A 20,269-nucleotide genomic window follows, 5' to 3' on the forward strand; every position below is an offset into this window, starting at 1 on the left:
GGCCCCGAAACCCACCGCTCACGCCCAGCTGAGTGAGCCAGGGGGAGCCGGAGGGCGGGGCTACTGGGGTTTGGTGGGGAGTTCGATGGTGAAGGTGGTGCCGGGGCCGGTGTGGTCGGCGAGGGTGATGGTGCCGTGGTGGCGTTCGATGATGGTGCGGGCGATGACCAGCCCGAGCCCCGTGCCCGGGATGCGCCGGTCGAGGGCGGTGGAGGCGCGGTAGAAGCGGCGGAACAGCCGGGGCCGTTCGGCTGCGGGGATGCCGATGCCGGTGTCGGTGACGGTCCAGGTGATGGTTCGCCCGCTGTCGTCGGCGGTGGCGGTGATGGTGATGGTTCCGCCGGTGGGTGTGTATTTTATGGCGTTCGACAGCAGGTTGTCGGCGACCTGGCGGAGCCGGCCCGGGTCGGCGTGCAGCGGCAGGTTCTGCGGTAGCTGGGCCGTGATCGTGAGGTCTTTGCCGGGCGGCTGGGCGGCGGCGAGCAGCGCTTGGTTGATGATCTCGCACAGGTCGGTGCTGGTGGGGTTGATGGCCAGGTGACCGGATTCCAGCCGGGCCAGGTCGAGCAGGTCCTCGGCCATCACCGAGAGGCGTTCGGCGTTGCGGATCATGACCTGCAGGTAGTGCCGCTGATCGTCGCGGGTCAGCTCGTCGAGCTCGTCGTTGAACAGGGTGGCGGTGCCGGTGATCGCCGCGAGCGGGTTGCGCAGCTCATGGGTGACCATGGCGAGGAATTCGTCCTTGGTGCGGGCCAGCTCGATGGCGAGTTCTTCGGCGCGGCGGCGCTGCACGTACTGCCCGATCTGGGCGGCCAGCCCGCTGAGCAGGCCGAGCAGGGTGTCCTCGGGATCTTCGACACGATCGCCGTAGACGCACAGCGCGCCCAGGACGTGCGGGCCGGTGGACAGCGGGACACCGACGGCCACGCGCAGACCGATGCGGGCCGCGGCCCGGCTGCGCATCGATCCGGTGTCCGTCGCCAGGTCGGGGATCCAGTGCGGCGCGCCGTCGGCGCACACCCGGCCGGGAAGTGCGACGCCAGGTTCGAGGGTGCCGACGGCGAAGTCACGCAGCCGCCGGCCGGGCTCGACGTGGCGGGCGGCGCAGGTCAGCAGCTGCCGGTCGTCATCGACAACCCACAGCTCGGTGACCGGCCAGCCCATCTTCACGCCGAGGGCCTCGACGACCCGGGCCGAGGCTGCGGCGCTGGAGTCGGCTTCGGCCAGGCCGCGCGCGACGGCGGCCTCGGCCGCGGCGAACCGGCCGGCGCGCTGGGCGGTGGTGATGTCGTGGGCGAAGATGTGGAACACCCGGCCGCCGGGTTCGTCGGTCGCGGTCAGCGTCATCTCGATCGGGATCTCGTGGCCGTCGCCGTGCCAGGCGGACCACTGCAGCCGCCGGCCGAGGGTGTGCCCGGGCAGGCCGCAAGCCAGCGTCGCCAGTTCGGCGCGTCCCGCCTGCCGGGCCTGAGGGCGCACGATCAACTGCTCAACCGATTGACCGTACGCCTGCGCCCGGGTGTATCCGAACGTCTTCTCCGCGGCGGGGTTCCAGGCGATGACCCGTCCGGTGGCCTCGAAGGCGAGGTAGGCCTCCATCGCAGCGGCGAGGACTGCCGCCTGATGGGGCAGCACCGAGCCGGCGTCACCGATCCGCTCGGATCCTGCTGACATCGTTTCCCCCGGTGAAGACGCCGCGAACGGCCGGCAGCGCCCGGCCCGGGGGAAGCGGGCGGCGCAGTCCTGCTCAGGCTAACGCAGGTCCTCGCCCAGTGTTGGTCAGTCGAGTCGCAGCGCGAAGCGAGCCCTCAGCGGCGCCGCGCGAAGTGAGCCATGCCGGAAGCGACGTCCGGAGCCTCCGTAAGATGTGGCTGTGGGGTGGGAGGCACTCGGGCGGTGGGGTGAGGACGCCGTTCGCGTCGAACCGCTCGCCGGCGGAGTCGCCAACGATGTATGGCGTGTGCGCGTCGACGGGCGCCTCGCGGTCGGCCGTCTCGGTACCAGGAGCGACGCTGATCTCGCGTGGGAGACCGAGCTCCTCCGGTACCTCGACGGTGAAGGCCTGACCGTACCGGTGCCGATCCCGGCGGCGGATGGCCGGCTGTTCGCCGACGGCCTGATGGTGATGACCTACCTGGAGGGTGGGGCGCCCGAAACCGGGGCCGACTGGCGCCGCGTGGCCGGCACCCTCCGCCGGCTGCATCAGTTGACGCGGGGCTGGCCCCAGCGCCCGGGCTGGCGATCGTCGTCCGACCTGCTGCACGCCGAGACCGGTACGAGGATCGACCTCGGCGCGATGCCCCCGGACGGTGTTGCCCGCTGCCGGGCGGCGTGGGCGCGGCTCGCCGGACATCAGACATGCGTCGTGCACGGCGACCTCAATCCCGGCAACGTCCGGATGACCGCGGACCGGGTCGCGCTGATCGATTGGGACGAGTCGCACGTCGACGTCCCCGACCTCGACCTGGTGCTCCCCGGCAACGCCGCCGGCCTCGACGACGTCGCGCACGACGTCGCCGCACAAGCGTCGGCCGCGTGGGAGGCCGCCGTCTGCTGGGACGACGACTATTCCGTCAAGCGGCTCGCCGAAGTCCGGGCGGTCTGAGAACGGCACCCTGTCATCCACTTCAATCGATTGACACTTTTTCGCCCGGCAGGCATGGTAAATGTCGCGCGCGAAGCAGACTCATCCCCAACTTGCGCGCACCCCACTCCCCCATCACCGGAGCCGCTTCCCACCCCTTTCTGGGAGCGCTCCCAATCCCCGAAGGGCACAGGCACCCATGTCCCCATCACGAAAAGTGCTGTCCGCAACCGCCGTGGCGGCAGTCGCCATCGGCGGATCGGTCGCCGTCGCACTCGAGGCGAGCGCGGCCGCCGGCTGCCGGGTCGACTACTCGGTGACCAACCAGTGGCAGGGCGGCTTCGGCGCCGCCGTCTCCGTCACCAACCTGGGTGACCCGGTCAACGGGTGGACCCTGGCCTTCTCGTTCGCGGACGGCCAGAGCGTCACGCAACTGTGGAACGGTTCCTTCACCCAGTCCGGGACCGCGGTCTCGGTGCGCGACGCCGGCTACAACGCGGCCATCCCCACCAACGGCAGCGCGTCGTTCGGCTTCAACGGCGCCTTCACCAGCACCAATCCCGTGCCCAGCGCCTTCACCCTGAACGGCACAGCGTGCACCGGAGGCGTCGGCCCGACCAGCTCGCCGACCAGCTCGCCGACCACCTCACCGTCAAGCTCGCCGACAAGCTCGCCGTCAGCCAGCCCGACACCGTCGACGACAACCCCGCCGCCGACCGGGTCCGGCCGGCAGATGGAGCGGCTCGACCGCGGCTTGATCAGCGTGCGCTCCGGCAGCGGCAACCTGGTGAGCTGGCGATGGCTGGCCGCCGACCCCGCCGACGTCGCGTTCAACGTCTACCGCGACGGCACGAAGGTCAACTCGGCGCCGATCACCGGATCGACGAACTATCTGGACTCCGGCGCCGCATCGGGTGCCGCGTACACCGTGCGCGCCGTGGTGGGTGGCGCCGAGCAGCCGGCTTCCCCGGCCGCGCTGCGATTCGCCACCGGCTATCTCGACGTACCCATCCAGAACCCGGACTCGGCACGCTACGTGGCGAACGACGCGAGCGTCGCGGACCTCGACGGTGACGGCCAGCTCGACATCGTGCTCAAGTGGGACCCGCTCAACGCCAAGGACAACTCGCAGGCCGGCGTGACCGATCCGGTGTACGTCGACGCGTACCGGATGAACGGCACCCGTCTGTGGCGGATCAACCTGGGCCGCAACATCCGGGCTGGTGCGCATTACACCCAATTTCAGGCGTACGACTACGACGGCGACGGGTCCGCGGAGGTCGCCATGAAGACCGCGGACGGCTCCGTCTCCGGCACCGGCCAGGTGATCGGCAGCGCCTCGGCGGACCACCGCAACGCCGACGGATACGTCCTCGCCGGACCCGAGTTCCTCACCGTGTTCAACGGCCGCACCGGCGCGGTGTCGGCGACCGCGAACTACGACCCGCCGCGCGGCACCGTGTCGTCCTGGGGCGACAACTACGGCAACCGGGTCGACCGGTTCCTGGCCGCCACCGCGTACCTGGACGGCTCACGGCCGAGCATCGTCATGGCCCGCGGCTACTACACCCGCAGCGTGATCGCCGCCTGGGACTTCCGCAACGGCGCGCTGACCCGGCGCTGGACCTTCGACAGCAACGCCTCGGGCAACAGCTCCTACGCCGGCCAGGGCAACCACAACCTGTCGGTCGCCGACGTCGACGCCGACGGCCGCGACGAGATCGTCTACGGGTCGATGGCCGTCGACGACAACGGCGGCCGCCTGTGGAACAACGGCAACGGGCACGGCGACGCCATGCACGTCGGCGACCTCGACCCGAACCGTACCGGCCTGGAGGTCTTCAAGGTCGACGAGGACGGCAGCAAGCCCTCGTCCTGGTTCGCCGACGCACGAACCGGGCAGGTGCTGTGGTCGACACCGGCCAGCGGCGACAACGGCCGGGGTGTCTCGGCCGACGTCTGGGCCGGCAGCGCCGGTGCCGAGTCGTGGTCCGCGGCACCCGCCGGTCTGCGCTCCCCCAGCGGCGCCGTGGTCAACAGCCGCAAGCCCGGCTCGATGAACTTCCTCGCGTGGTGGGACGCCGACCCGGTGCGGGAACTGCTGGACGGCAACCACATCGACAAGTACGGCACCTCGGGCGACACCCGGCTGCTCACCGCGTCCGACGTGCACTCGAACAACGGCACCAAGTCCACACCGTCGCTGTCCGGCGACATCCTCGGCGACTGGCGTGAGGAGGTGATCTGGCCGACGTCGAACAACACGGCCCTGCGCATCTACTCGACCTCGACCCCCACCGACCGGCGGATCACCACCCTGCTCCAGGACGCGCAGTACCGCCTCGCCCTGGCCTGGCAGAACACCGCCTACAACCAGCCCCCGCACCCCAGCTTCTTCATCGGCGCGGACATGCGCACCCCGCCGCGCCCCGTCATCCGCCAGCCCTGACCGCCCAGTCCCCGGCCGCCCGGTCCTGACCGCCCAGTCCTGACCGCCCAGTCCCGGCCGCTCGGCACTCGCCGAGCGGCCGGGCCGCCCCCGAGGTCAGTTGCCGGTGAGGTGGTCCTGCCGGCTCGGATGGCGGCTGCGGCGCCGGTGTATCGCGAGGGAGGCGAGCAGGAGAAGGCCGGGCGTGACGGCGACCAGGGGAGGCAGCATCCAGCCGATCGCGACCGCGCCGAGCACAGCACCGGCCAGCAGCAGGCTTCCGGCCGGATCGGAGGCGGTGTGCCGCAGTGCGGTCCGGATGGCCGTCGCCGAGCCGGGCGGGTCCGCCGGGGTCCACGAGCCGGCCAGCCGCACGACGGTGATCGTGCCGAGCGCGGCAACGGCCAGGCAGGCGACATACGCGGCGGTTCCGGCCTGCCGGCCGGCGGTGAGGTTCCAGGCGAGCAGGGCGGCGAGCACGGGCAGTCCCACGTTCGCCGCGGGCAACCGGCGGAAGGCCACGCGGAAGTCGGCGGCCACCGCGGCCCGCCCGCCACCGTCGCCGTCGACGTGGCGGCGCAGGTGACCGGCGCCGGCGATCGCGGCGGGCAGGGCGGTGACCAGGCCGAGCGACGCGAGGCTGACCAGCACGCCGGTGAGCAGGACCTCGCCGAACAGGGCGAACCTCGTGTTCATCCCTTGAGGCCCTGGGTGGCGACGCCTTCGATGAGATACCGCTGAAAGACGAAGAACATCAACATCACCGGTACGAGGGCGAGCACCGCCATCGCGATCTGTGCACCGTAGTCGGAGGTGGTCGTCTGGTCGATGTACAGGCGCAGGGCCAGCGGCAGCGTGTACATCTCGGGTTTCTTCAGGTAGAGCAGTGGGCCGAGGAAGTCGTTCCAGCTCCAGATGAACGCGAAGATCGAGGACGTGACGATCGCCGGTCGCAGCAGCGGCAGGATGATCGACCAGAAGATCCGGCCGTGCCCGGCGCCGTCCACCTGGGCCGCCTCGTCCAGCTCCCGGGGCATGCTGCGGATGAACTGAACCATGAGGAAGACGAAGAACGCGTCGGTGGCCAGGACCTTGCCGATCAGCAGCGGGACCAGGGTGTTCACCAGCTGGGCCTTCTGAAACACGATGTACTGCGGTATCAGCATCACGTGCGCGGGTACCAGCATGGTGCCGATCATCAGGGCGAACCACAGGTCCCGGCCGGGGAAGCGGATGCGGGCCAGGGCGTACGCGCTGAGGGCGCTGGAGACGACGACGGTGGCGACCGACAGCACGGCGAGCAGCAGGGAGTTGCCGAAGAACCGCCAGAAGCTGATCCCGGCGATCCCGGACAGCGCGGTGCGGAAGTTGTCCAGGTTCGGCGAGGCGGTGAACGGGTTGGCGCTGCCGACGATCTGGCTCGTGTCCTTGAACGAGGAGGCGATCGTCCACACGCCGGGGTAGAGCACCACGACCAGTACGGCCAGCGCACCGAGGTGGTAGCCGATGCTGCCGGTCCAGCGGCGGGGCGGCGCCGCGGTGGCTTCGGCGGGCTCCGTCTTCGGCTCGGTGAGTACCGCGGTGCTCATGACTGAGCCTTTTTCAACGTGGCGAGGGCCTCGGCCGCCGGCGCCGGACAACGGCCCGGCAGCGCCGGGCCCGATGCCAGGTGAAAATTGCTCACTGGTCACCTCCGTAGTGGACCCAGGACCTCGACGTCCGGAACATGATCAGGGTCAGGATCGCCACGGCCAGGGCGAGCAGCCAGGCCATCGCTGACGCGTATCCCATCCGCAGGTCGGCGAAGCCGCGCATGTAGAGGTAGAGCGTGTAGAAGAGGGTCGAACCGGCCGGGGAGCCGTTGCCGCCGGAGATGACATAGGCCGAGTTGAAGATCTGGAAGGCGTGGATCGTCTCCAGGATCAGGTTGAAGAACAGCACCGGGGAGATCAGCGGCAGCGTGATGCTCCAGAAGTGCCGGGCCCGGCCGGCCCCGTCGACCAGGGCGGCCTCGTGGATCTCGGCGGGGACCTGCTTGAGACCGGCCAGGAAGATGACCATCGGGGCGCCGAACTGCCAGACCGACAGCAGGACGAGCATCGGCATCGACAGCGACGGGTTGCCGACCCAGCCGCCGGAGTTCCAGCCGAAGAACTGTCCGATCTGGTCGACGGCTCCCTCCGTACCGAAGAGGGCTTTCCAGACGATGGCGATGGACACGCTGGCGCCGATCAGCGATGGGGCGTAGAAGGCGGAGCGGTAGAAGCCCTGGCCCTTGCGCTTGCCGTTGAGCAGCATGGCGACGGCGAGGGCGGCGGCCAGCTTCAGTGGGGTGGCCAGCAGGACGTAGCCGAGGGTGACCGTGACCGCGTGCCGGAACCGTTCGTCTGCGAACAGCTTGGTGTAGTTCTCGGCGCCGACCCACTCGGGGGCGCTGAACAGGTCGTACTCGGTGAAGGAGAGGTAGAGCGAGGCGATCATCGGCCCGGCGGTGAGCAGGAAGAAGCCCAGCAGCCAGGGTGACAGGAAGGTGTAGCCGGCGGCGGTCTCCCGCCGCCGGCGCTGTTCGACCAGGGTGGGTGTTGCCACCGTTACTGTTCCAGGGCGTCGGCGGCGTTGGCGAACCACCGTTTGGCGGCGTCCGCGGGGCTGACCTTGCCGTAGTTGATCTCTTCGGAGATGGTCAGGAAGTCGGTCTCGATGGTGCCGAAGCCTTCCGGCAGGGCGCCCTGGGAGGTGCCGACGGAACTCTTCACGCTCTCCTCGTAGGCGAGCACGTTGGCGTCGGTGCCGGTGGCCTGGATGGCGTCGCGCTGCGCCTGGACGACCGGCACACCCTTGGAGGTGCCGAAGATCTTGCCGACCTCGGCGTTGTTGATCAGGAAGTCGACCAGCTTGACCGATTGCTTGGGGTGCTTGGAGTTCTGGGCGACCGACAGCAGCATCGCGGCCTTGTAGAAGAGTCCGCTGGTGCCGCTGTCGGTGGGCAGGGTGAGCTGTTTGAACTCGCCCTTGCCGCCGGAGTCGCCGATGTATCCGGCGACCTGGTTGTCCCAGGAGAACTCGGTCGCCGTCCGGCTCTTGGCGAACGGGGAGACCGGCTTGAGCTCGGTGACAACCTTGGCCGGCAGCAGCTGGGTCGGCCGCTGTGCGGCGGTCGACGACCACCAGGTGGCCAGGTCCGCCTCGGTGAAGTTGAGCTTGTTGCCGGTGAACGGGTCCTTGCCGGACTGCCGGATGTAGTGCAGGAAGATCCAGAAGACGCCGGTGTAGTCGCCGGAGCCGTAGACCTTCTCCGGGCGGGCGGTGCCCTTGGCGGAGACGTCGTTGATCAGCTTCTGGTACTGCGCCCAGGTCATCGGCGCCTTCGGTTCCGGCACGCCGAGCTCGGCGAACAGGCTCGCGTTGTAGTTAAGCGTGAACACGTTGGTGCCGGTGGGGATGGCGAAGGTGCCGTCCTCGTACTTGCCGGCGGGCAGGATGTTCTGGTCGATGCCGGTGACGGTCAGGCCGTCGCCGAGGTGGTCGTCGAGCTTGAGCAGCTGGCGGGTCCGGGCGTACTTGGCGAGGTAGGCGAGGTCCATCTGGAGCACGTCGGGCAGGCTGGAGCTGGCCGCCTCGGTGGAGCGCTGCTGCCAGTAGACGTCCCACGCGGCGAACGAGGTCTGCACCTTGATGCCGGTGTTCTGCTGCTGGAACAGGTCGATGGCCTGCTTGTACTTGTTCGCGCGGTCGTCGTTCCCCCAGAAGGCGAAGTTCAGCGTCGCCTCGCCGGTGCCGTCGTCGTCCGCGTCTCCCCCGCCGCAGGCTGCCAGGGCCGGGGCTGCCGCACCCAGCGCGCCCAGCAAGATCAGCTGACGCCTGTTCACCATCAGGTACTCCCATGGGTCGATCAAACTCGACGTGTTCGGGCATTGGATCGATTCAAGCCACGACCCCCGCACCCTCGCACCGTCGTGACGAGTAAGCGCTTTCCTGCAGCCAACGGCATCGGTGCCTCGGCGGCTTGTATCGTTACACGTGAGTGGCGCGCGACACAATATCGATCGGCATCTCTGGTGCAACAGTCCGCTGCCTCGCGGCTCCCAGCACAGCACCCACGCCCAGCTGGACCTGGGCCGGCCGGGCATGCGAACCGCGACGGACCTCCACCACGGCGGGGTGCCTGGACCAGCAGGCGCGCACGGTGAGGTTGTGTGAGAGCTGGTTGTTGCCCCGGCGTGGGTGGAAGCGCACGGTCGGGTTGTGTGCGAGCCGGCTGCCGTTCGGGGGGCGGGTGCTGGTTGCCGGGCGGGCCGACGTTGAACGGGGACGCAGGTCAGACCTTCACCCCGGAAGGTGTCTAGCGGACCGCGGTTGCGTGGCGGGCGAAGCCCTCGGCCTCGCGGCGGAGCGACGACCGCATCATGCCGCCGAGGAGCGCCGACACCACGCCGGCCGCGCGGCCGGTGGTTTCCAGGACGAGCGTCATCCGGGTGCCCGCGCCGGCCGTCTCCAGCAGGTGGCGGCCGGTCAGGCGCAGGCCCGGGCGGCTGGTCTCCCAGGTGAACTCGCGCGCCGGTTCGAGGTGGGTCACGGTCCAGACAGCGCTGCTCTGCGCCGGCTGTTTGACCCGGGCGGCGCTGCCGGCCCGCAGCTCGCCGGTGTCCAGCCGCTCCACCCGCTGCACGGTCGGCAGGAAAGCCGGCCAGTTCTCGATGTCGGTGGTCAGGCGCCAGATCAGTTCGAGCGGCGCGTCGATGAGGGTGATCTGCTCGTAGCGCATACGGGCACTGTACCATTTGGTACATGTCTGAATCCCGCGACGACCTGCTCAGTCGGATCCTCGGCTTCGCGGCCCGCGACGGGCTGGCCGACCGCAGCCTGCGGGAGATCGCGGCCGGAGCCGGCACCAGCCATCGGATGCTGCTCTACCACTTCAGCTCCCGGGAGGGCCTGCTCGCGGCGGTGGTCGGCGCGATGGAGGAGCGGCAGCGGGCCGCCATGACCGCGCTGGCCGAGACCGCGGGGACCCCGGGTGAGCTGATGACCGGTGTCTGGCGGGCCGTTTCGAGTCCTGAGGCCCGGCCGTTCGTGCGGCTGTTCTTCGAGGTGTTCGCGCTGGCCGCGCGCGGGGCGGCGCCGGGGCCGCCCGGGCTCACCACGAGCTGGCTGGCCGACGCCGAGAAGGCAGGGGAACGACTCGGCGTCGAGACCGACCCGGCGATGCTGCGGTTGGGCGTGGCGGTCAGCCGCGGCCTGCTGATCGACCTGCTCGCCGGCGAGGACCCGGGCGAGGTGGACGCGGCCCACGACCTGTTCGTCCGGCTCGCCGGCCAGGCGCCCCCACCCGCCGCCGAGCAAGGACGGTGACGGCCGGGGCGCCTTCACCTGCCTCCGGGCATGGACGGTGACGGGCCGGGGCGCCTTCACCTGCCGCCGGACATGGAAGATGACGGGCCCGGCGCATCAGGGCGCCGAGCGCCGCGGCCGCTAAACGTTTCCCGGGCCGCCCAGGCCGCACTCGTAGCCCAGGATCACCACCTGCACCCGGTCGCGCAGGCCGAGTTTGGCGAGGATGCGGCCGAGGTGTGTCTTCACGGTGCTCTCCGAGAGGAACAGTGCCGCGGCGATCTCCGCGTTGGACAGGCCGTGGGTGACGAGCGTCAGCACCTCCCGCTCGCGGCCGGTCAGAGCGGCAAGCCGCTGGTCGGTGACCGGGCGGGACGGCGTGCTGCCCAGGTAGTGGGCGATCAGGCGGCGGGTGACGCTGGGCGCCGCCACCGACTCACCGGCGGCGACCACCCGGACCGCGGAGATCAGGTCGGCGGCGAGGGCGTCCTTCAGCAGGAAACCGCTGGCGCCGGCCCGGAGGCCGGTGAACACGTATTCGTCCAGGTCGAAGGTGGTCAGGATGATGACCCGGGCGGGGTGGGGCGCGGCGCGGATCCGCCTGGTGGCCTCGATCCCGTCCAGCCCAGGCATGCGTACGTCCATCAGCACGACGTCCGGCCGGGTGCGCGCCACCACGTCGAGGGCCTGTGCCCCGTCGGCGGCCTCGCCCACCACGTCGATGTCGCCGGTCTCGTCCAGCACGAGCCGGAAGCCGGTGCGCACCAGGGTCTGATCGTCGACCAGCACCACACGCACGCTCATCGGCCCACCGTCGTCGGAGCCGGCGGAAGCGTGGTCGGGGCCGGCGGAAGCGTCGTCGGGGCCGGCGGAAGCGTCGTCGGGGCCGGCGGAAGCGTCGTGGGGGCCAGCGGAAGCGTCGCCCGCAGCCGGAACCCGGCGCCGTCGCCGTCGCCGGTCTCCAGTTCGCCGCCCAGCGTGGCGACCCGTTCCGCGATGCCGCGCAGCCCGTTGCCGTGTCCGTCCGCGCCCCCGGCGAGCCCCGCTCCGTCGTCGGCGACCTCGACCCGCAGGCACTCCGGATCGAAGGCGAGCCCCACCCGTGCGGCCGCCCCGTCGCCCGCGTGCTTGAGCGTGTTCGTCAGCGCCTCCTGCACGATCCGGTACGCGGACAGGTCCACCGCCGCCGGCACCGCCGCGGGCGTCCCGTCGATGTGCAGGTCGATCCGCATCCCGGCGGACCGCAACTCGTCGACCAGCGCCGGCACCGCGCCGATCCCCGGCAGCGGGGAGAGCTGTGGATCGTCTGCCGGGCCGGTACGCCCGGCGGCGAGCAGCCGGCGCATCTCGGCGAGCGACGACCGGCCGGTCGCGATCACGTGCTGCAGGGCCGTCGCGGTCCGGTCCGGGTGCCGGTCCAGCGCCGCGGCCGCGCCCTGCGCCTGAACCACCATCACCGACATGCCGTGCGCCACCACGTCGTGCAGTTCGCGGGTGATCCGGGCCCGCTCGGCGGCGACCGCGAGCGCGGCCCGCTGCCGCTGCTCCCGGGCCAGATCGGCGGTGCGCTGCTCGACGGCTGCGAGATGCGCCCGGCGGCTGCGGGCCCCGTCGCCGACCGCTGACGCCGCGACCAGCAGCAGCCACATCTCCAGAGCCGCCTGGCCGGTGTCGGCGAGACTCTCGGCCCAGACCTGCGCGTTCGTCGCCCCGGTCGGCTTCCGCGGCTCGCCTGCCTGCGCGGTGCCGCCGGCCTGCTCGACGTACAGCTTGTCCAGCTTCGCGGACCGGATGGACTCCTGCTCGACCCGGACCCGGCCACCCAGCATCGCCAGGTAGGTCAGAACCATGACGACGCCGAGCACGGCGAGCGCCGAGCGGCGGTGCCGGGCCCGGGCGGCGACCGTGTACATCACCAGCGGCAGAGCGAGGTCGAGCAGCTGGAACTTGGTCTGGAGCAGCAGATGACCGAACGTGCCGGCCGCGGTGAGCACCAGCGCCACCACCGGCCGCTGCCGCCGGATCAGCAGTCCGGCGACGATCAGAGCGGCCAGCCACCACCAGGTGCTGTCCGGTGGGACATATGCGCCCGGCTTCAGGCCGGCCAGCGTCTCGGTCATATATCGCGGCCCGATGGTCAGCGCGAGCAGTCCCAGCGCCAGGGCGGCGTCGGTCAGCAGGCTGCGCGGTACGAACCGGGGCACGCCCCCATCGTAGGAAGCCGATCCCCGGCCGGCGTCAGACTCAGGTGCTACGTCCGCGGTACCAACGCCCAGCCGAAGCCGGAACCCCGGTCGGATGATTCCGGTCGTCGCGACAGCCACGGTGAAGCCATGACCAGATCAGCCTCCACAGTGCTACTCGCCGTGTTGCTCGGGGCCGGGATCGCCGGATGTGACTCCGGTTCACCGGCTCCCACCGCGTCCGCCTCGGCAGGCGGCCAGCAGTTGCTCGCCCTGGGCCAGGAATGGGTCCGGTGCCTGCGCGACAACGGCCTGACCCGGATGCCCGACGCGGAACTCAACCAGGACGGTTACCTCCAGTTCCCGATCGCGGACGACTACAACTGGAAGGACGACCTGCGCAACCACCAGTCGATCATCGATACCTGCCGGCCGATCGAGGACCGGTATCCGCCCAACGCGTTCCGCCCCAAAGAGCAGTACAGCGCCGAGGACCTGCGCAAACTCGCCCAATACGCGGAGTGCGTCCGGCAGCACGGACTCCCCGAGTTCCCGGACCCGAACGCCGCCGGCGAATTCGACTTCAGCGGAACGTCGCTGGCCGACGGCATCCCGGGCGCATTGCAGGAGCAGGCCGCCGAGGCCTGCCACGAGATCTGGGACGGCGACCTCAAAATCATCGGCGCCACCGGCGGGAAGAAGTGAGCCGCCGGCGTACGGCCGGCGCCGTGCTCGCCGTCGCGGTGACCGCGCCACTCGCCGCCGGTGTGACCTACGCGGCCCGCACCGGCCCCGGCCCCGCCGGGACACCGGCCGCCGAGGTGACCACCGGCGCCGCCGAGGTGACCCGGGGCACGCTCACCCAGCGTGTGCGGATCAGCGGCGCCCTCGCCTACACCGGCTCCTACACGATCGGTCATCAGGGCACGCCGGGCGTGCTCACCGGGGCGCCCGCGCCGGGCGCGGTCGTCAACCGCGGAGACATTCTCTACCGGGTGGCCGACGCGCCGGTCCGCCTCCTGCTGGGTGCTGTCCCGGCCTATCGTGATCTTCGGTACGGCGTGAGCGACGGACCCGACGTTCGCCAACTCGAACGGAACCTCGTCGCCCTCGGCTTCGACCCGCACCACCGGATGACCGTGGACCGGCACTTCACGGCAGCCACCGCCGCCGCGATCCGCCGATGGCAGGCTTCCTGGGGGTGGCCGGCGTACCGGCGCACCGGCCGGCTCACCCTCGGTCAGATCATGTTCCTGCCCGCCCCGCTGCGGGCCACCGCCCTGGAAACCCGGGTCGGCGCGCAGGCGGCCCCCGGCGCGACGGTGTTCACCGCGACCTCGACCGGACGTGCCGTGATCGCCCAGCTGGAAGCCTCGGAACGCGGCCGGGTGCACGTCGGCGACCGGGTCGAGGTCTCGCTGCCGGACACCGATCCGATTCCGGGGCGGGTCACCGCGGTCGGTGAGGTCGCCACCTCACCCACCACCGGCGAGGGCGACGGCCCGCCCGCGACGGTGAACCCGGACGAGGCCACGGTCGCGGTCACGATCGCGATCCAGGTGCCCCGCGGTTTCAGCCTCGACCAGGCGCCGGTCACCGTCGACATCACCACCGGCTCCCGCCCCGGCGTGCTGCTCGTGCCGATCGCCGCCCTGCTCGCCCGCCCCGGCGGCGGCTACCAGGTCCGCCTGGCGGGCGGCACCGAGACTCCGGTCGAACCCGGCCTGTTCGACGAGAGCACCGGCCGGGTGGAGATCGTCAGTGGTCTCACCGCCGGCCAGTCGGTGGAGGTGCCGGCCAGATGACCGCCGTCCTGGAGTTGCTCGGCGTCCGCAAGATCTATCCCGGCACCCCGCCGGTCGCCTCGCTACGCGGGATCGACCTCGTGGTGCACAGCGGCGAACTGGTCGCCGTCGCCGGCCCGTCGGGCTCCGGCAAGACGACACTGCTCAACCTCGCCGCGGGCCTCGACCGGCCGTCGGGCGGCTCGGTACGCATCGCCGGCCACCCGGTCGAGAAGCTGAGCGATCGAGAACTGTCCGGCGTACGCGCGCACCGCCTCGGCGTGGTCTTCCAGCAGTTCTTCCTCCTCGACCGGCTCAGCGCCACCGACAACGTGGCCACCGGCCTGCTCTACCGGGGCGTACCGGCCGCCGAACGCCGCCGCGCCGCCCGCACCGCCCTGGAACGGGTCGGTCTCGCGCACCGCGCCGGTTTTCCCGCCGGGCATCTCTCGGGCGGGGAACGCCAGCGCGTGGCCATCGCCCGCGCCCTGGTCGGCCGGCCCGCCGTCGTGCTGGCCGACGAACCCACCGGCAACCTCGACTCGGCCACCGGCGAGGGCGTCGTCACGCTGCTGCACGAGCTCAACGCCGACGGCGTCACCATCGTGGTGATCACTCACGATCAGCAGGTCGCCGCGGCGATGCACCGGCGCGTCGAACTCCACGACGGCCTGGTCGTCGCCGACAGCGGGAGCGCCTCATGAGGTCCCGCCTTCGCCCGTCCGACCTGCTTCCGGTGAGCACCGTGGGGCTGCGCTCCCGGCCCGGCCGAGCAGCGCTGTCCGTGCTCGGGGTGGCGATCGGCATCGCTGCCCTGGTCGCCGTCCTCGGCGTCACCCGTTCCAGCCAGTCCGACGTCATCGCCCGGATCGACCGGGTCGGCACCAACCTGCTGACCGTGGCCAACGGCAAGACCATTCGGGGTACGGAGGCCGAGCTCCCGGCCACCGCGGGAGCCGCGGTGGCGCGTACGGAAGGGGTGCTCTCCTCCGCGGCGACCGCGACGCTGCCCGTCCGGATCTATCGCAACGACCGGATTCCCGTCGGCCGTACCGGCGGCCTGTCCGTGCGGGCCACCGATCCGGCGCTGCCGGCCACCCTCGACGCCACGCTGCTGCACGGACGTTTCCTGGACCCGGCCCTGGCCCGCTATCCGGCGGTGGTGCTCGGCCACTACGCCGCCACGGTGCTGGGCATCCGGGACGTCACCGATCGGCCGCGGGTCTACCTGGGTGAGCGCTGGTACACCGTGGTCGGGGTGCTGGCCCCCGTCGAACTGGCACCCGAGCTGGACAGCGCCGCCCTGATCGGCGCGCCCGCAGCGGCCGCCGACTTCGGCTATCGGGGCCATCCGACCAGGATCTTCGTACGCGCGGAGACCGAGCGCACCGACCAGGTGGCCGGGCTGCTCGGCCGCGCCACCAACCCGGCCCACCCCGAGGAGGTCGCGGTCAGCCGCCCGTCCGAAGCGCTCACCGCCCGGCTCGCCGTCACCGGCGGCACCACCGTTCTGCTGCTCGGCCTCGGCGCGGTGGCGTTGCTCGTCGGCGGCATCGGCATCGCCAACGTCCTGGTGATCTCCGTGCTGGAACGGCGCGGCGAGATCGGCCTGCGGCGGGCACTCGGCGCGACCCGTGGGCACGTTGCCGCCCAGTTCCTGGTCGAGTCACTGCTGCTGGGTGCGGGCGGCGGGGCTGCCGGAGTCCTGCTGGGCAGCCTGATCACCTACGCGATGGCCACCACGCGGGGCTGGCAGACGCTGATCCCGGTCACCGCGCTCGGTGCGGGCCTGGCGGCGGCCGTGCTGATCGGCGGATGCGCGGGCCTCTACCCGGCGCTGCGTGCCGCCCGCCTGTCCCCCACCGAGGCCCTGCGCACGGCCTGACCGTCCCGCTCCCCCACCTGACCGCCGCGTGGGCACCAAGGGAACCGCCACGTACCGGTGCCGCACTGGGAGGTGACGGCAGCGGTACGTGGCGGGCAGGCATTCAGCTCAGGGAGCGATCCCTCACCGCCGGCGAGTTCACGCCGGTGGCTGGTTCACGCCGGGGCCCGTCAGAGGCCCCAGCCGTACCGGACGCGGTCGCGGCCGGAGGTGTTGCGGACGGCCAGGTTGAGGCCGGTGCCGCTGCCGCTCATGGCGAACATCGAGTAGGAGTCGAAACCGGAGGTGCCGGTGGGCTTGCCGCCGACGGCGGGCCAGTAGGTGCCGCCCATCTGGTTGTCACGCATGACCTGGGTGACGGCGCGGATGTGCCGCACGAAGTTGTCGGTGCTGCTCGCGTTGGCGTAGTTGAGGCCGGTCGACATCGGCGCGCCGAACTCGGTCACGACCGCGCGGGAGGCGCAGTTGCCCAGGCGGGTCTGGATGTGGCTCCGGAAGGCGTCGTAGGTCATCGCGCTGTAGAAGAAGGCGTAGTGGTGGAAGGACAGCAGTGTTCCGCTGAAGCGGCTGTCGTTGCACACGTCCCGCAGGTCCTGGCTGTAACCGGTCCCGCCGATCAGCGTCCGGGCGGGCACCGCCGAGTAGTGGTAGCTCATCCAGTTCGCCGCGACGTTGCGCCAGTCCGCCGAGCTGTAGCCGTGCGGCTCGTTCATCGGCTCGAAGTAGACGTTGGTGTTCGCGCCGTAGGTGCTGGTCACCTTGGACCACATGGTGTTCCAGGCGGCGATGTTGGTGATCTTGCCGCCGGACGCGGCACCGTCCTCCCAGTAGGCGAGGATGACCTTGAACCCGCGGGCGGTGGCGGCGTCGATCGCGCCACGGTAGGCGTTCCACCACGTCGTACCCACGGTGTGGGTGTTGATCGGCAGCCGGACGGTGTTGACGCCCATGGTGGCCATGTCGTCGTAGAGGGCATTCGCCTTCGCCCGCACGGTGGCGTTGCTGTCGGACTGGCTCAGACCCTGGATGACGAGCGGGCCGGTGCTGAAGTTGTCACCCAGTACGGCCCAGTTCATCCCGCGGAACTGGTTGGTGGCGGCGGCGGCCGGCGACGAGCCGGCGACGACGACGCCCAGTGTCGACAGGGCGGTCACCAGCGCGGTCACCACGGCGAGCAGCAGCCGGCGTCCTGATACGCGATCGTCAGATGACGTGAACCGTGTCATGAATTGTCCCATCGCTCGATTGGTCTTCATCAGGAGTCACCGGAGGGGCCCGCGATCGAGACGCCCGTCCGTACCGGCGTACCGGGGTTGGGCGTGCCGTCGGAGTTCCAGCCGATCTTCTGTGCCCGCGTGGTGCGGGTGGTGCCGCAGCCCTGGCTGGCTGACGAGTTCGCGTGGTAGACGATCCAGGTCTCCGCGCCGTCGGGCGACTTGGTGAACGAGGCGTGGCCCGGGCCGTAGACGCCGTTCGCGTCACTGCGCTGGAAGATCGGCGTGGACCTCTTCGTCCACGAACTGGCCAGCATCGGGTCGCCACCCGTCCAGGTCAGCGTGCCGAGCTTGTAGTCAGCCGTCTGGCAGTGGCTCGCCGAGTAGGTCAGGAACGTCTTGCCGCCGTTGTAGACGGCGTACGGGCCCTCGTTGACCGCTCCGCCCTGCCGCTCCCACGACAGCGTCGGCGACGAGATCCGTACGCCGTTGCGGGAGACCTGCGTCGGCGACGACATCGGGGCGATGAACAGCCCCTGGTCCCCGCCGCGGAACGCGGAGTAGACGAAGTGGTTCGGCCAGCCGTTGAACCGGACCACGCTGCCGTCGATCGCCCACCCGCCGTTCGGCTCCAGGTTGAGGATGCCCCGGTAGGTGTAGGCCCCGAGCGGGTCGGTGCCGTTGCTCTCCAGCACGCCGGTACGGCGGGCGCCCTGGCCCGGCGACGGCTCCGCCGAGAAGTAGATGTACCAGCGATTGTTGATCCACTGGATGTCCGGCGCCCACATCGTGCAGCAGCCCGGCCCGGCGGTCAGCGTGAACACCGTCCGCTCCGCCGCGTTCTTCAGGCCGGCCATCGTGGACGCGGTACGCATGACGATCCGCGACGACCACGTCGTGGCCAGGTAGTACCAGTTGCCGTTGGAGTACACGATCGACGGGTCAGCGCTGTTCGGCGTACCCACCAGGGGGTTGGTGAACGACGGGCCGGGCGCCGCGAGCGCGGGCCCGGCGGGGACGGCCGCTCCGATGGTGGAGGCGAGCAGGGCCGCGCCGGCGAGGGTGAGCAGTCGCCGCAGGACTTTGCGCCGGTGTTCCAGGAACATGGGGGATCCTTTCTGGGGATGGGGACGCCACGTACTCCTGTTATCGCTAAATGGAGATGGGGGACACCGCACCACGGTCCTGACACCGGCAGGGGAACCGATGACCTCGAATGTTACGACCGTATTACCGGAAGATGTTATCGCTAACACGTTGCCTGTCAAGCGATGATCGCGAATATCTGCTACCGGCTTCGTGCCACCCACCGCGCACGGTGGATCACGCAGCGCGCTGAACCGGCAGAGTGATCGGCATGACACGGAACAGGCCGCGTATCACCGCCGGCCGGATGCTGATGACCCTCGCCCCGGCTGTGTTCGTTGCGGCGGCCGCCGTCGGGTTCGTCGGCGGGAGCCCTACCGTGGAGGCGTCCGCGGGTGAGAAGTCCGGCGTTGCGGCCGAGGTCAGCCCGGCCTGTCTTACCGATGATCTGACCGGAATTGTCATGGGACTCCCCCGGCGGGCAGAGTCCAGCGAGCGCGCGGCGGTCCTGCGCCTCACCAACACCTCGGGGCGGGCTTGTCAGGTTCCGGGGTGGGCCGACATCGCTCTGGTGACTCCGCCGGGAGAGCTCGTCCGGGTGCCGACGCGCAAGGCCGGCCAGGCCGGGGGCGCTGCGGTGGTGCTGAAGCCGCGGGCGGACGCCTGGTCCAAGGTCGAGTGGGACGGCTGCGACGTGGGCGGTAAGGGTTGCGGGGCCGGGGTCGCTCTCCAGTTCATCGTCGACCCGGACTCGGCGGGCTCGGTCGCCGACACGATCGCTGTGCCCGAAGCTGATCAGGCCGGGATCGCCATGACGGCGATGCGGATCGGCCCGCTGCGGCAGACCCGCACCGAAGCACTCGGCTGATCGATCGGCGGGGTTCTGACCGGCGGCCACCGCCTGCCTCCGCGATGGCCGCCGGGCACCGGTCAGATGTAGCTGCTGGTGTTGATCTCCGTGCTCGCCTCGTTGCCGATGAACGGATTGTTGACGGCCCACAGCGTGCCCGCCTCGTACTCCGGCACGTTGAAGTTGCAGCTCACCCATCCGGCGTCCGCGCCGTGCGGGTTGTGGCACTCGCGGTGCCAGTCACCGCCGCTGATCGTGCCGGCGGCGGGTGCCCCGTTCGCCTTGGTGTCCTTCACCCAGATGATGTCCCCGTACGCCTCGAAGCACGCTTTCGCGCCGCTCGTCGACACGCACCAGACGCTGTAACCGTTCGCGGCCGGCGGTGATCCGCCCGGCACGCCGGTCGCGGCCGACGCCGCTGTCATCGTTCCGGCCAGGGTGAGTGCCACCGTCGCGGGGATCACCATGAGCGCGCGTGCCAGCCTGGGGATGCCTTTCCTTTGCGGCTTGATCAGTTCCTGGGTTGATGTTCGGGATTCCGCCATGATGCGGTTGCTGCTCCTCCTGCTCGGGGGCTGGCCGGCCCGGCATCCATTGTGGAGCGGGCGCGGCTCGACGGTGAGCACGGTAGCGGGCGGCGGCAATCGGTCATGATCACCGGTCAGGTCGCTTCCAGGGCCTCGCCCGCCTCCGCGGCGAGGCGCCGTAGCCACAGGTGGCCGGGGTGAGGAACCCCTCGATGGTCCGCCCGTCAACTCCAGCCGGCCGGCACGCTCGCCGAACTCGGCTGGAATCTCGAACGGGCGAATCGAACGACGCGTCACGGTGAGGCTTGGTCCCTCGATCGTGCGAGACTCGTGACGGTTGTGACGATGCACGATTCGATGCACGTGCAGCGGGTATCGCCGATGCAGAGTCGACTGC

At 70.7% G+C, this 20,269-nt stretch carries 19 protein-coding genes; 8 read left to right on the forward strand and 11 right to left on the reverse strand.

The annotated features are described in order from the left end of the window. Window positions 1–60 precede the first annotated feature (60 nt). A complete protein-coding gene (locus ACFQV6_RS38205; protein ID WP_378032586.1) occupies window positions 61–1,674 on the reverse strand; it encodes an ATP-binding protein in 1,614 nt (537 codons plus the stop codon). Between the two features lie 199 nt (window positions 1,675–1,873). Here ACFQV6_RS38205 and ACFQV6_RS38210 point away from each other — a divergent pair, with 199 nt between their 5' ends. Together ACFQV6_RS38210 and ACFQV6_RS38215 are read left to right on the forward strand one after the other, a co-directional pair. Then, complete coding sequence (locus ACFQV6_RS38210; RefSeq protein ID WP_378032587.1) at window positions 1,874–2,605, forward strand: phosphotransferase; 732 nt, start codon at window positions 1,874–1,876, stop codon at window positions 2,603–2,605. 178 nt (window positions 2,606–2,783) lie between these two features. After that, window positions 2,784–5,033: a cellulose binding domain-containing protein gene (locus ACFQV6_RS38215; protein ID WP_378032588.1), complete on the forward strand. Its 2,250-nt coding sequence runs from the start codon at window positions 2,784–2,786 to the stop codon at window positions 5,031–5,033. A 96-nt stretch (window positions 5,034–5,129) separates the two neighbouring features. Here the strand turns inward: ACFQV6_RS38215 and ACFQV6_RS38220 are convergent, their stop codons facing one another. The 5 genes from ACFQV6_RS38220 to ACFQV6_RS38240 all read right to left on the reverse strand — a co-directional run bounded on the left by ACFQV6_RS38220 (window position 5,130) and on the right by ACFQV6_RS38240 (window position 9,777). Beyond that, window positions 5,130–5,708, reverse strand: a complete 579-nt coding sequence (locus tag ACFQV6_RS38220; RefSeq protein ID WP_378032589.1) for a hypothetical protein — start codon at window positions 5,706–5,708, stop codon at window positions 5,130–5,132. Then, complete coding sequence (locus tag ACFQV6_RS38225; protein WP_378032590.1) at window positions 5,705–6,601, reverse strand: carbohydrate ABC transporter permease; 897 nt, start codon at window positions 6,599–6,601, stop codon at window positions 5,705–5,707. Before ACFQV6_RS38225 ends, ACFQV6_RS38220 begins: the two co-directional genes overlap by 4 nt. A gap of 91 nt (window positions 6,602–6,692) precedes the next feature. Next, window positions 6,693–7,601, reverse strand: a complete 909-nt coding sequence (locus tag ACFQV6_RS38230; protein ID WP_378032591.1) for a carbohydrate ABC transporter permease — start codon at window positions 7,599–7,601, stop codon at window positions 6,693–6,695. A 2-nt stretch (window positions 7,602–7,603) separates the two neighbouring features. After that, a complete protein-coding gene (locus ACFQV6_RS38235) occupies window positions 7,604–8,884 on the reverse strand; it encodes an extracellular solute-binding protein (protein ID WP_378032592.1) in 1,281 nt (426 codons plus the stop codon). A 470-nt stretch (window positions 8,885–9,354) separates the two neighbouring features. Beyond that, on the reverse strand, window positions 9,355–9,777 hold the full coding sequence (locus ACFQV6_RS38240) for an SRPBCC family protein (RefSeq protein WP_378032593.1): 423 nt from the start codon (window positions 9,775–9,777) through the stop codon (window positions 9,355–9,357). Between the two features lie 23 nt (window positions 9,778–9,800). Between ACFQV6_RS38240 and ACFQV6_RS38245 the strand changes: the two genes are divergently transcribed. Then, window positions 9,801–10,364, forward strand: coding sequence for a TetR/AcrR family transcriptional regulator (locus ACFQV6_RS38245; RefSeq protein ID WP_378032594.1), 564 nt, complete (start codon window positions 9,801–9,803; stop codon window positions 10,362–10,364). Between the two features lie 120 nt (window positions 10,365–10,484). On the opposite strand, the gene ACFQV6_RS38250 is transcribed toward ACFQV6_RS38245, so the two are convergent. Further along, window positions 10,485–11,147, reverse strand: coding sequence for a response regulator (locus ACFQV6_RS38250; RefSeq protein ID WP_378032595.1), 663 nt, complete (start codon window positions 11,145–11,147; stop codon window positions 10,485–10,487). Continuing rightward, window positions 11,144–12,547, reverse strand: a complete 1,404-nt coding sequence (locus ACFQV6_RS38255; protein ID WP_378032596.1) for a sensor histidine kinase — start codon at window positions 12,545–12,547, stop codon at window positions 11,144–11,146. The genes ACFQV6_RS38250 and ACFQV6_RS38255 overlap by 4 nt, the downstream gene beginning before the upstream one ends. A 129-nt stretch (window positions 12,548–12,676) precedes the next feature. Between ACFQV6_RS38255 and ACFQV6_RS38260 the strand changes: the two genes are divergently transcribed. Genes ACFQV6_RS38260 through ACFQV6_RS38275 form a run of 4 tightly spaced genes read left to right on the forward strand, consistent with a single transcriptional unit; the run spans window position 12,677 to window position 16,195 of the window. Further along, window positions 12,677–13,231, forward strand: coding sequence for a hypothetical protein (locus ACFQV6_RS38260; protein ID WP_378032597.1), 555 nt, complete (start codon window positions 12,677–12,679; stop codon window positions 13,229–13,231). Next, entirely contained in the window at window positions 13,228–14,331 is a 1,104-nt protein-coding gene (locus ACFQV6_RS38265) for a peptidoglycan-binding protein (RefSeq protein WP_378032598.1), read from the forward strand. Before ACFQV6_RS38260 ends, ACFQV6_RS38265 begins: the two co-directional genes overlap by 4 nt. Further along, complete coding sequence (locus ACFQV6_RS38270) at window positions 14,328–15,014, forward strand: ABC transporter ATP-binding protein (protein ID WP_378032599.1); 687 nt, start codon at window positions 14,328–14,330, stop codon at window positions 15,012–15,014. Before ACFQV6_RS38265 ends, ACFQV6_RS38270 begins: the two co-directional genes overlap by 4 nt. Continuing rightward, a complete protein-coding gene (locus tag ACFQV6_RS38275) occupies window positions 15,011–16,195 on the forward strand; it encodes an ABC transporter permease (RefSeq protein WP_378032600.1) in 1,185 nt (394 codons plus the stop codon). The genes ACFQV6_RS38270 and ACFQV6_RS38275 overlap by 4 nt, the downstream gene beginning before the upstream one ends. Before the next feature lie 170 nt (window positions 16,196–16,365). Here the strand turns inward: ACFQV6_RS38275 and ACFQV6_RS38280 are convergent, their stop codons facing one another. Beyond that, window positions 16,366–17,421, reverse strand: a complete 1,056-nt coding sequence (locus tag ACFQV6_RS38280; protein WP_378032601.1) for a glycoside hydrolase family 5 protein — start codon at window positions 17,419–17,421, stop codon at window positions 16,366–16,368. A 29-nt stretch (window positions 17,422–17,450) separates the two neighbouring features. Next, a complete protein-coding gene (locus tag ACFQV6_RS38285) occupies window positions 17,451–18,515 on the reverse strand; it encodes a family 43 glycosylhydrolase (protein WP_378032602.1) in 1,065 nt (354 codons plus the stop codon). A gap of 251 nt (window positions 18,516–18,766) precedes the next feature. Between ACFQV6_RS38285 and ACFQV6_RS38290 the strand changes: the two genes are divergently transcribed. Continuing rightward, complete coding sequence (locus tag ACFQV6_RS38290; RefSeq protein ID WP_378032603.1) at window positions 18,767–19,363, forward strand: DUF4232 domain-containing protein; 597 nt, start codon at window positions 18,767–18,769, stop codon at window positions 19,361–19,363. A gap of 62 nt (window positions 19,364–19,425) precedes the next feature. Here ACFQV6_RS38290 and ACFQV6_RS38295 read toward each other — a convergent pair whose 3' ends face one another. Next, entirely contained in the window at window positions 19,426–19,812 is a 387-nt protein-coding gene (locus ACFQV6_RS38295) for a hypothetical protein (RefSeq protein WP_378032604.1), read from the reverse strand. Window positions 19,813–20,269 lie beyond the last annotated feature (457 nt).

The sequence above is a fragment of the Actinoplanes sp. GCM10030250 genome (assembly GCF_042666575.1).
In the GTDB taxonomy this organism is placed as follows: domain Bacteria; phylum Actinomycetota; class Actinomycetes; order Mycobacteriales; family Micromonosporaceae; genus Actinoplanes.

What these genes read in the sequence shown, in the direction of transcription:
- ACFQV6_RS38225 (WP_378032590.1), bottom strand. Translation starts at nt 6,601, where the DNA reads ATGAGCACCGCGGTACTCACCGAGCCGAAGACGGAGCCCGCCGAAGCC.
- ACFQV6_RS38280 (WP_378032601.1), bottom strand. Translation starts at nt 17,421, where the DNA reads ATGACACGGTTCACGTCATCTGACGATCGCGTATCAGGACGCCGGCTG.
- ACFQV6_RS38275 (WP_378032600.1), top strand. Translation starts at nt 15,011, where the DNA reads ATGAGGTCCCGCCTTCGCCCGTCCGACCTGCTTCCGGTGAGCACCGTG.
- ACFQV6_RS38205 (WP_378032586.1), bottom strand. Translation starts at nt 1,674, where the DNA reads ATGTCAGCAGGATCCGAGCGGATCGGTGACGCCGGCTCGGTGCTGCCC.
- ACFQV6_RS38285 (WP_378032602.1), bottom strand. Translation starts at nt 18,515, where the DNA reads ATGTTCCTGGAACACCGGCGCAAAGTCCTGCGGCGACTGCTCACCCTC.
- ACFQV6_RS38290 (WP_378032603.1), top strand. Translation starts at nt 18,767, where the DNA reads ATGACACGGAACAGGCCGCGTATCACCGCCGGCCGGATGCTGATGACC.
- ACFQV6_RS38295 (WP_378032604.1), bottom strand. Translation starts at nt 19,812, where the DNA reads ATGGTGATCCCCGCGACGGTGGCACTCACCCTGGCCGGAACGATGACA.
- ACFQV6_RS38240 (WP_378032593.1), bottom strand. Translation starts at nt 9,777, where the DNA reads ATGCGCTACGAGCAGATCACCCTCATCGACGCGCCGCTCGAACTGATC.
- ACFQV6_RS38245 (WP_378032594.1), top strand. Translation starts at nt 9,801, where the DNA reads ATGTCTGAATCCCGCGACGACCTGCTCAGTCGGATCCTCGGCTTCGCG.
- ACFQV6_RS38270 (WP_378032599.1), top strand. Translation starts at nt 14,328, where the DNA reads ATGACCGCCGTCCTGGAGTTGCTCGGCGTCCGCAAGATCTATCCCGGC.
- ACFQV6_RS38220 (WP_378032589.1), bottom strand. Translation starts at nt 5,708, where the DNA reads ATGAACACGAGGTTCGCCCTGTTCGGCGAGGTCCTGCTCACCGGCGTG.
- ACFQV6_RS38235 (WP_378032592.1), bottom strand. Translation starts at nt 8,884, where the DNA reads ATGGTGAACAGGCGTCAGCTGATCTTGCTGGGCGCGCTGGGTGCGGCA.
- ACFQV6_RS38215 (WP_378032588.1), top strand. Translation starts at nt 2,784, where the DNA reads ATGTCCCCATCACGAAAAGTGCTGTCCGCAACCGCCGTGGCGGCAGTC.
- ACFQV6_RS38260 (WP_378032597.1), top strand. Translation starts at nt 12,677, where the DNA reads ATGACCAGATCAGCCTCCACAGTGCTACTCGCCGTGTTGCTCGGGGCC.
- ACFQV6_RS38250 (WP_378032595.1), bottom strand. Translation starts at nt 11,147, where the DNA reads ATGAGCGTGCGTGTGGTGCTGGTCGACGATCAGACCCTGGTGCGCACC.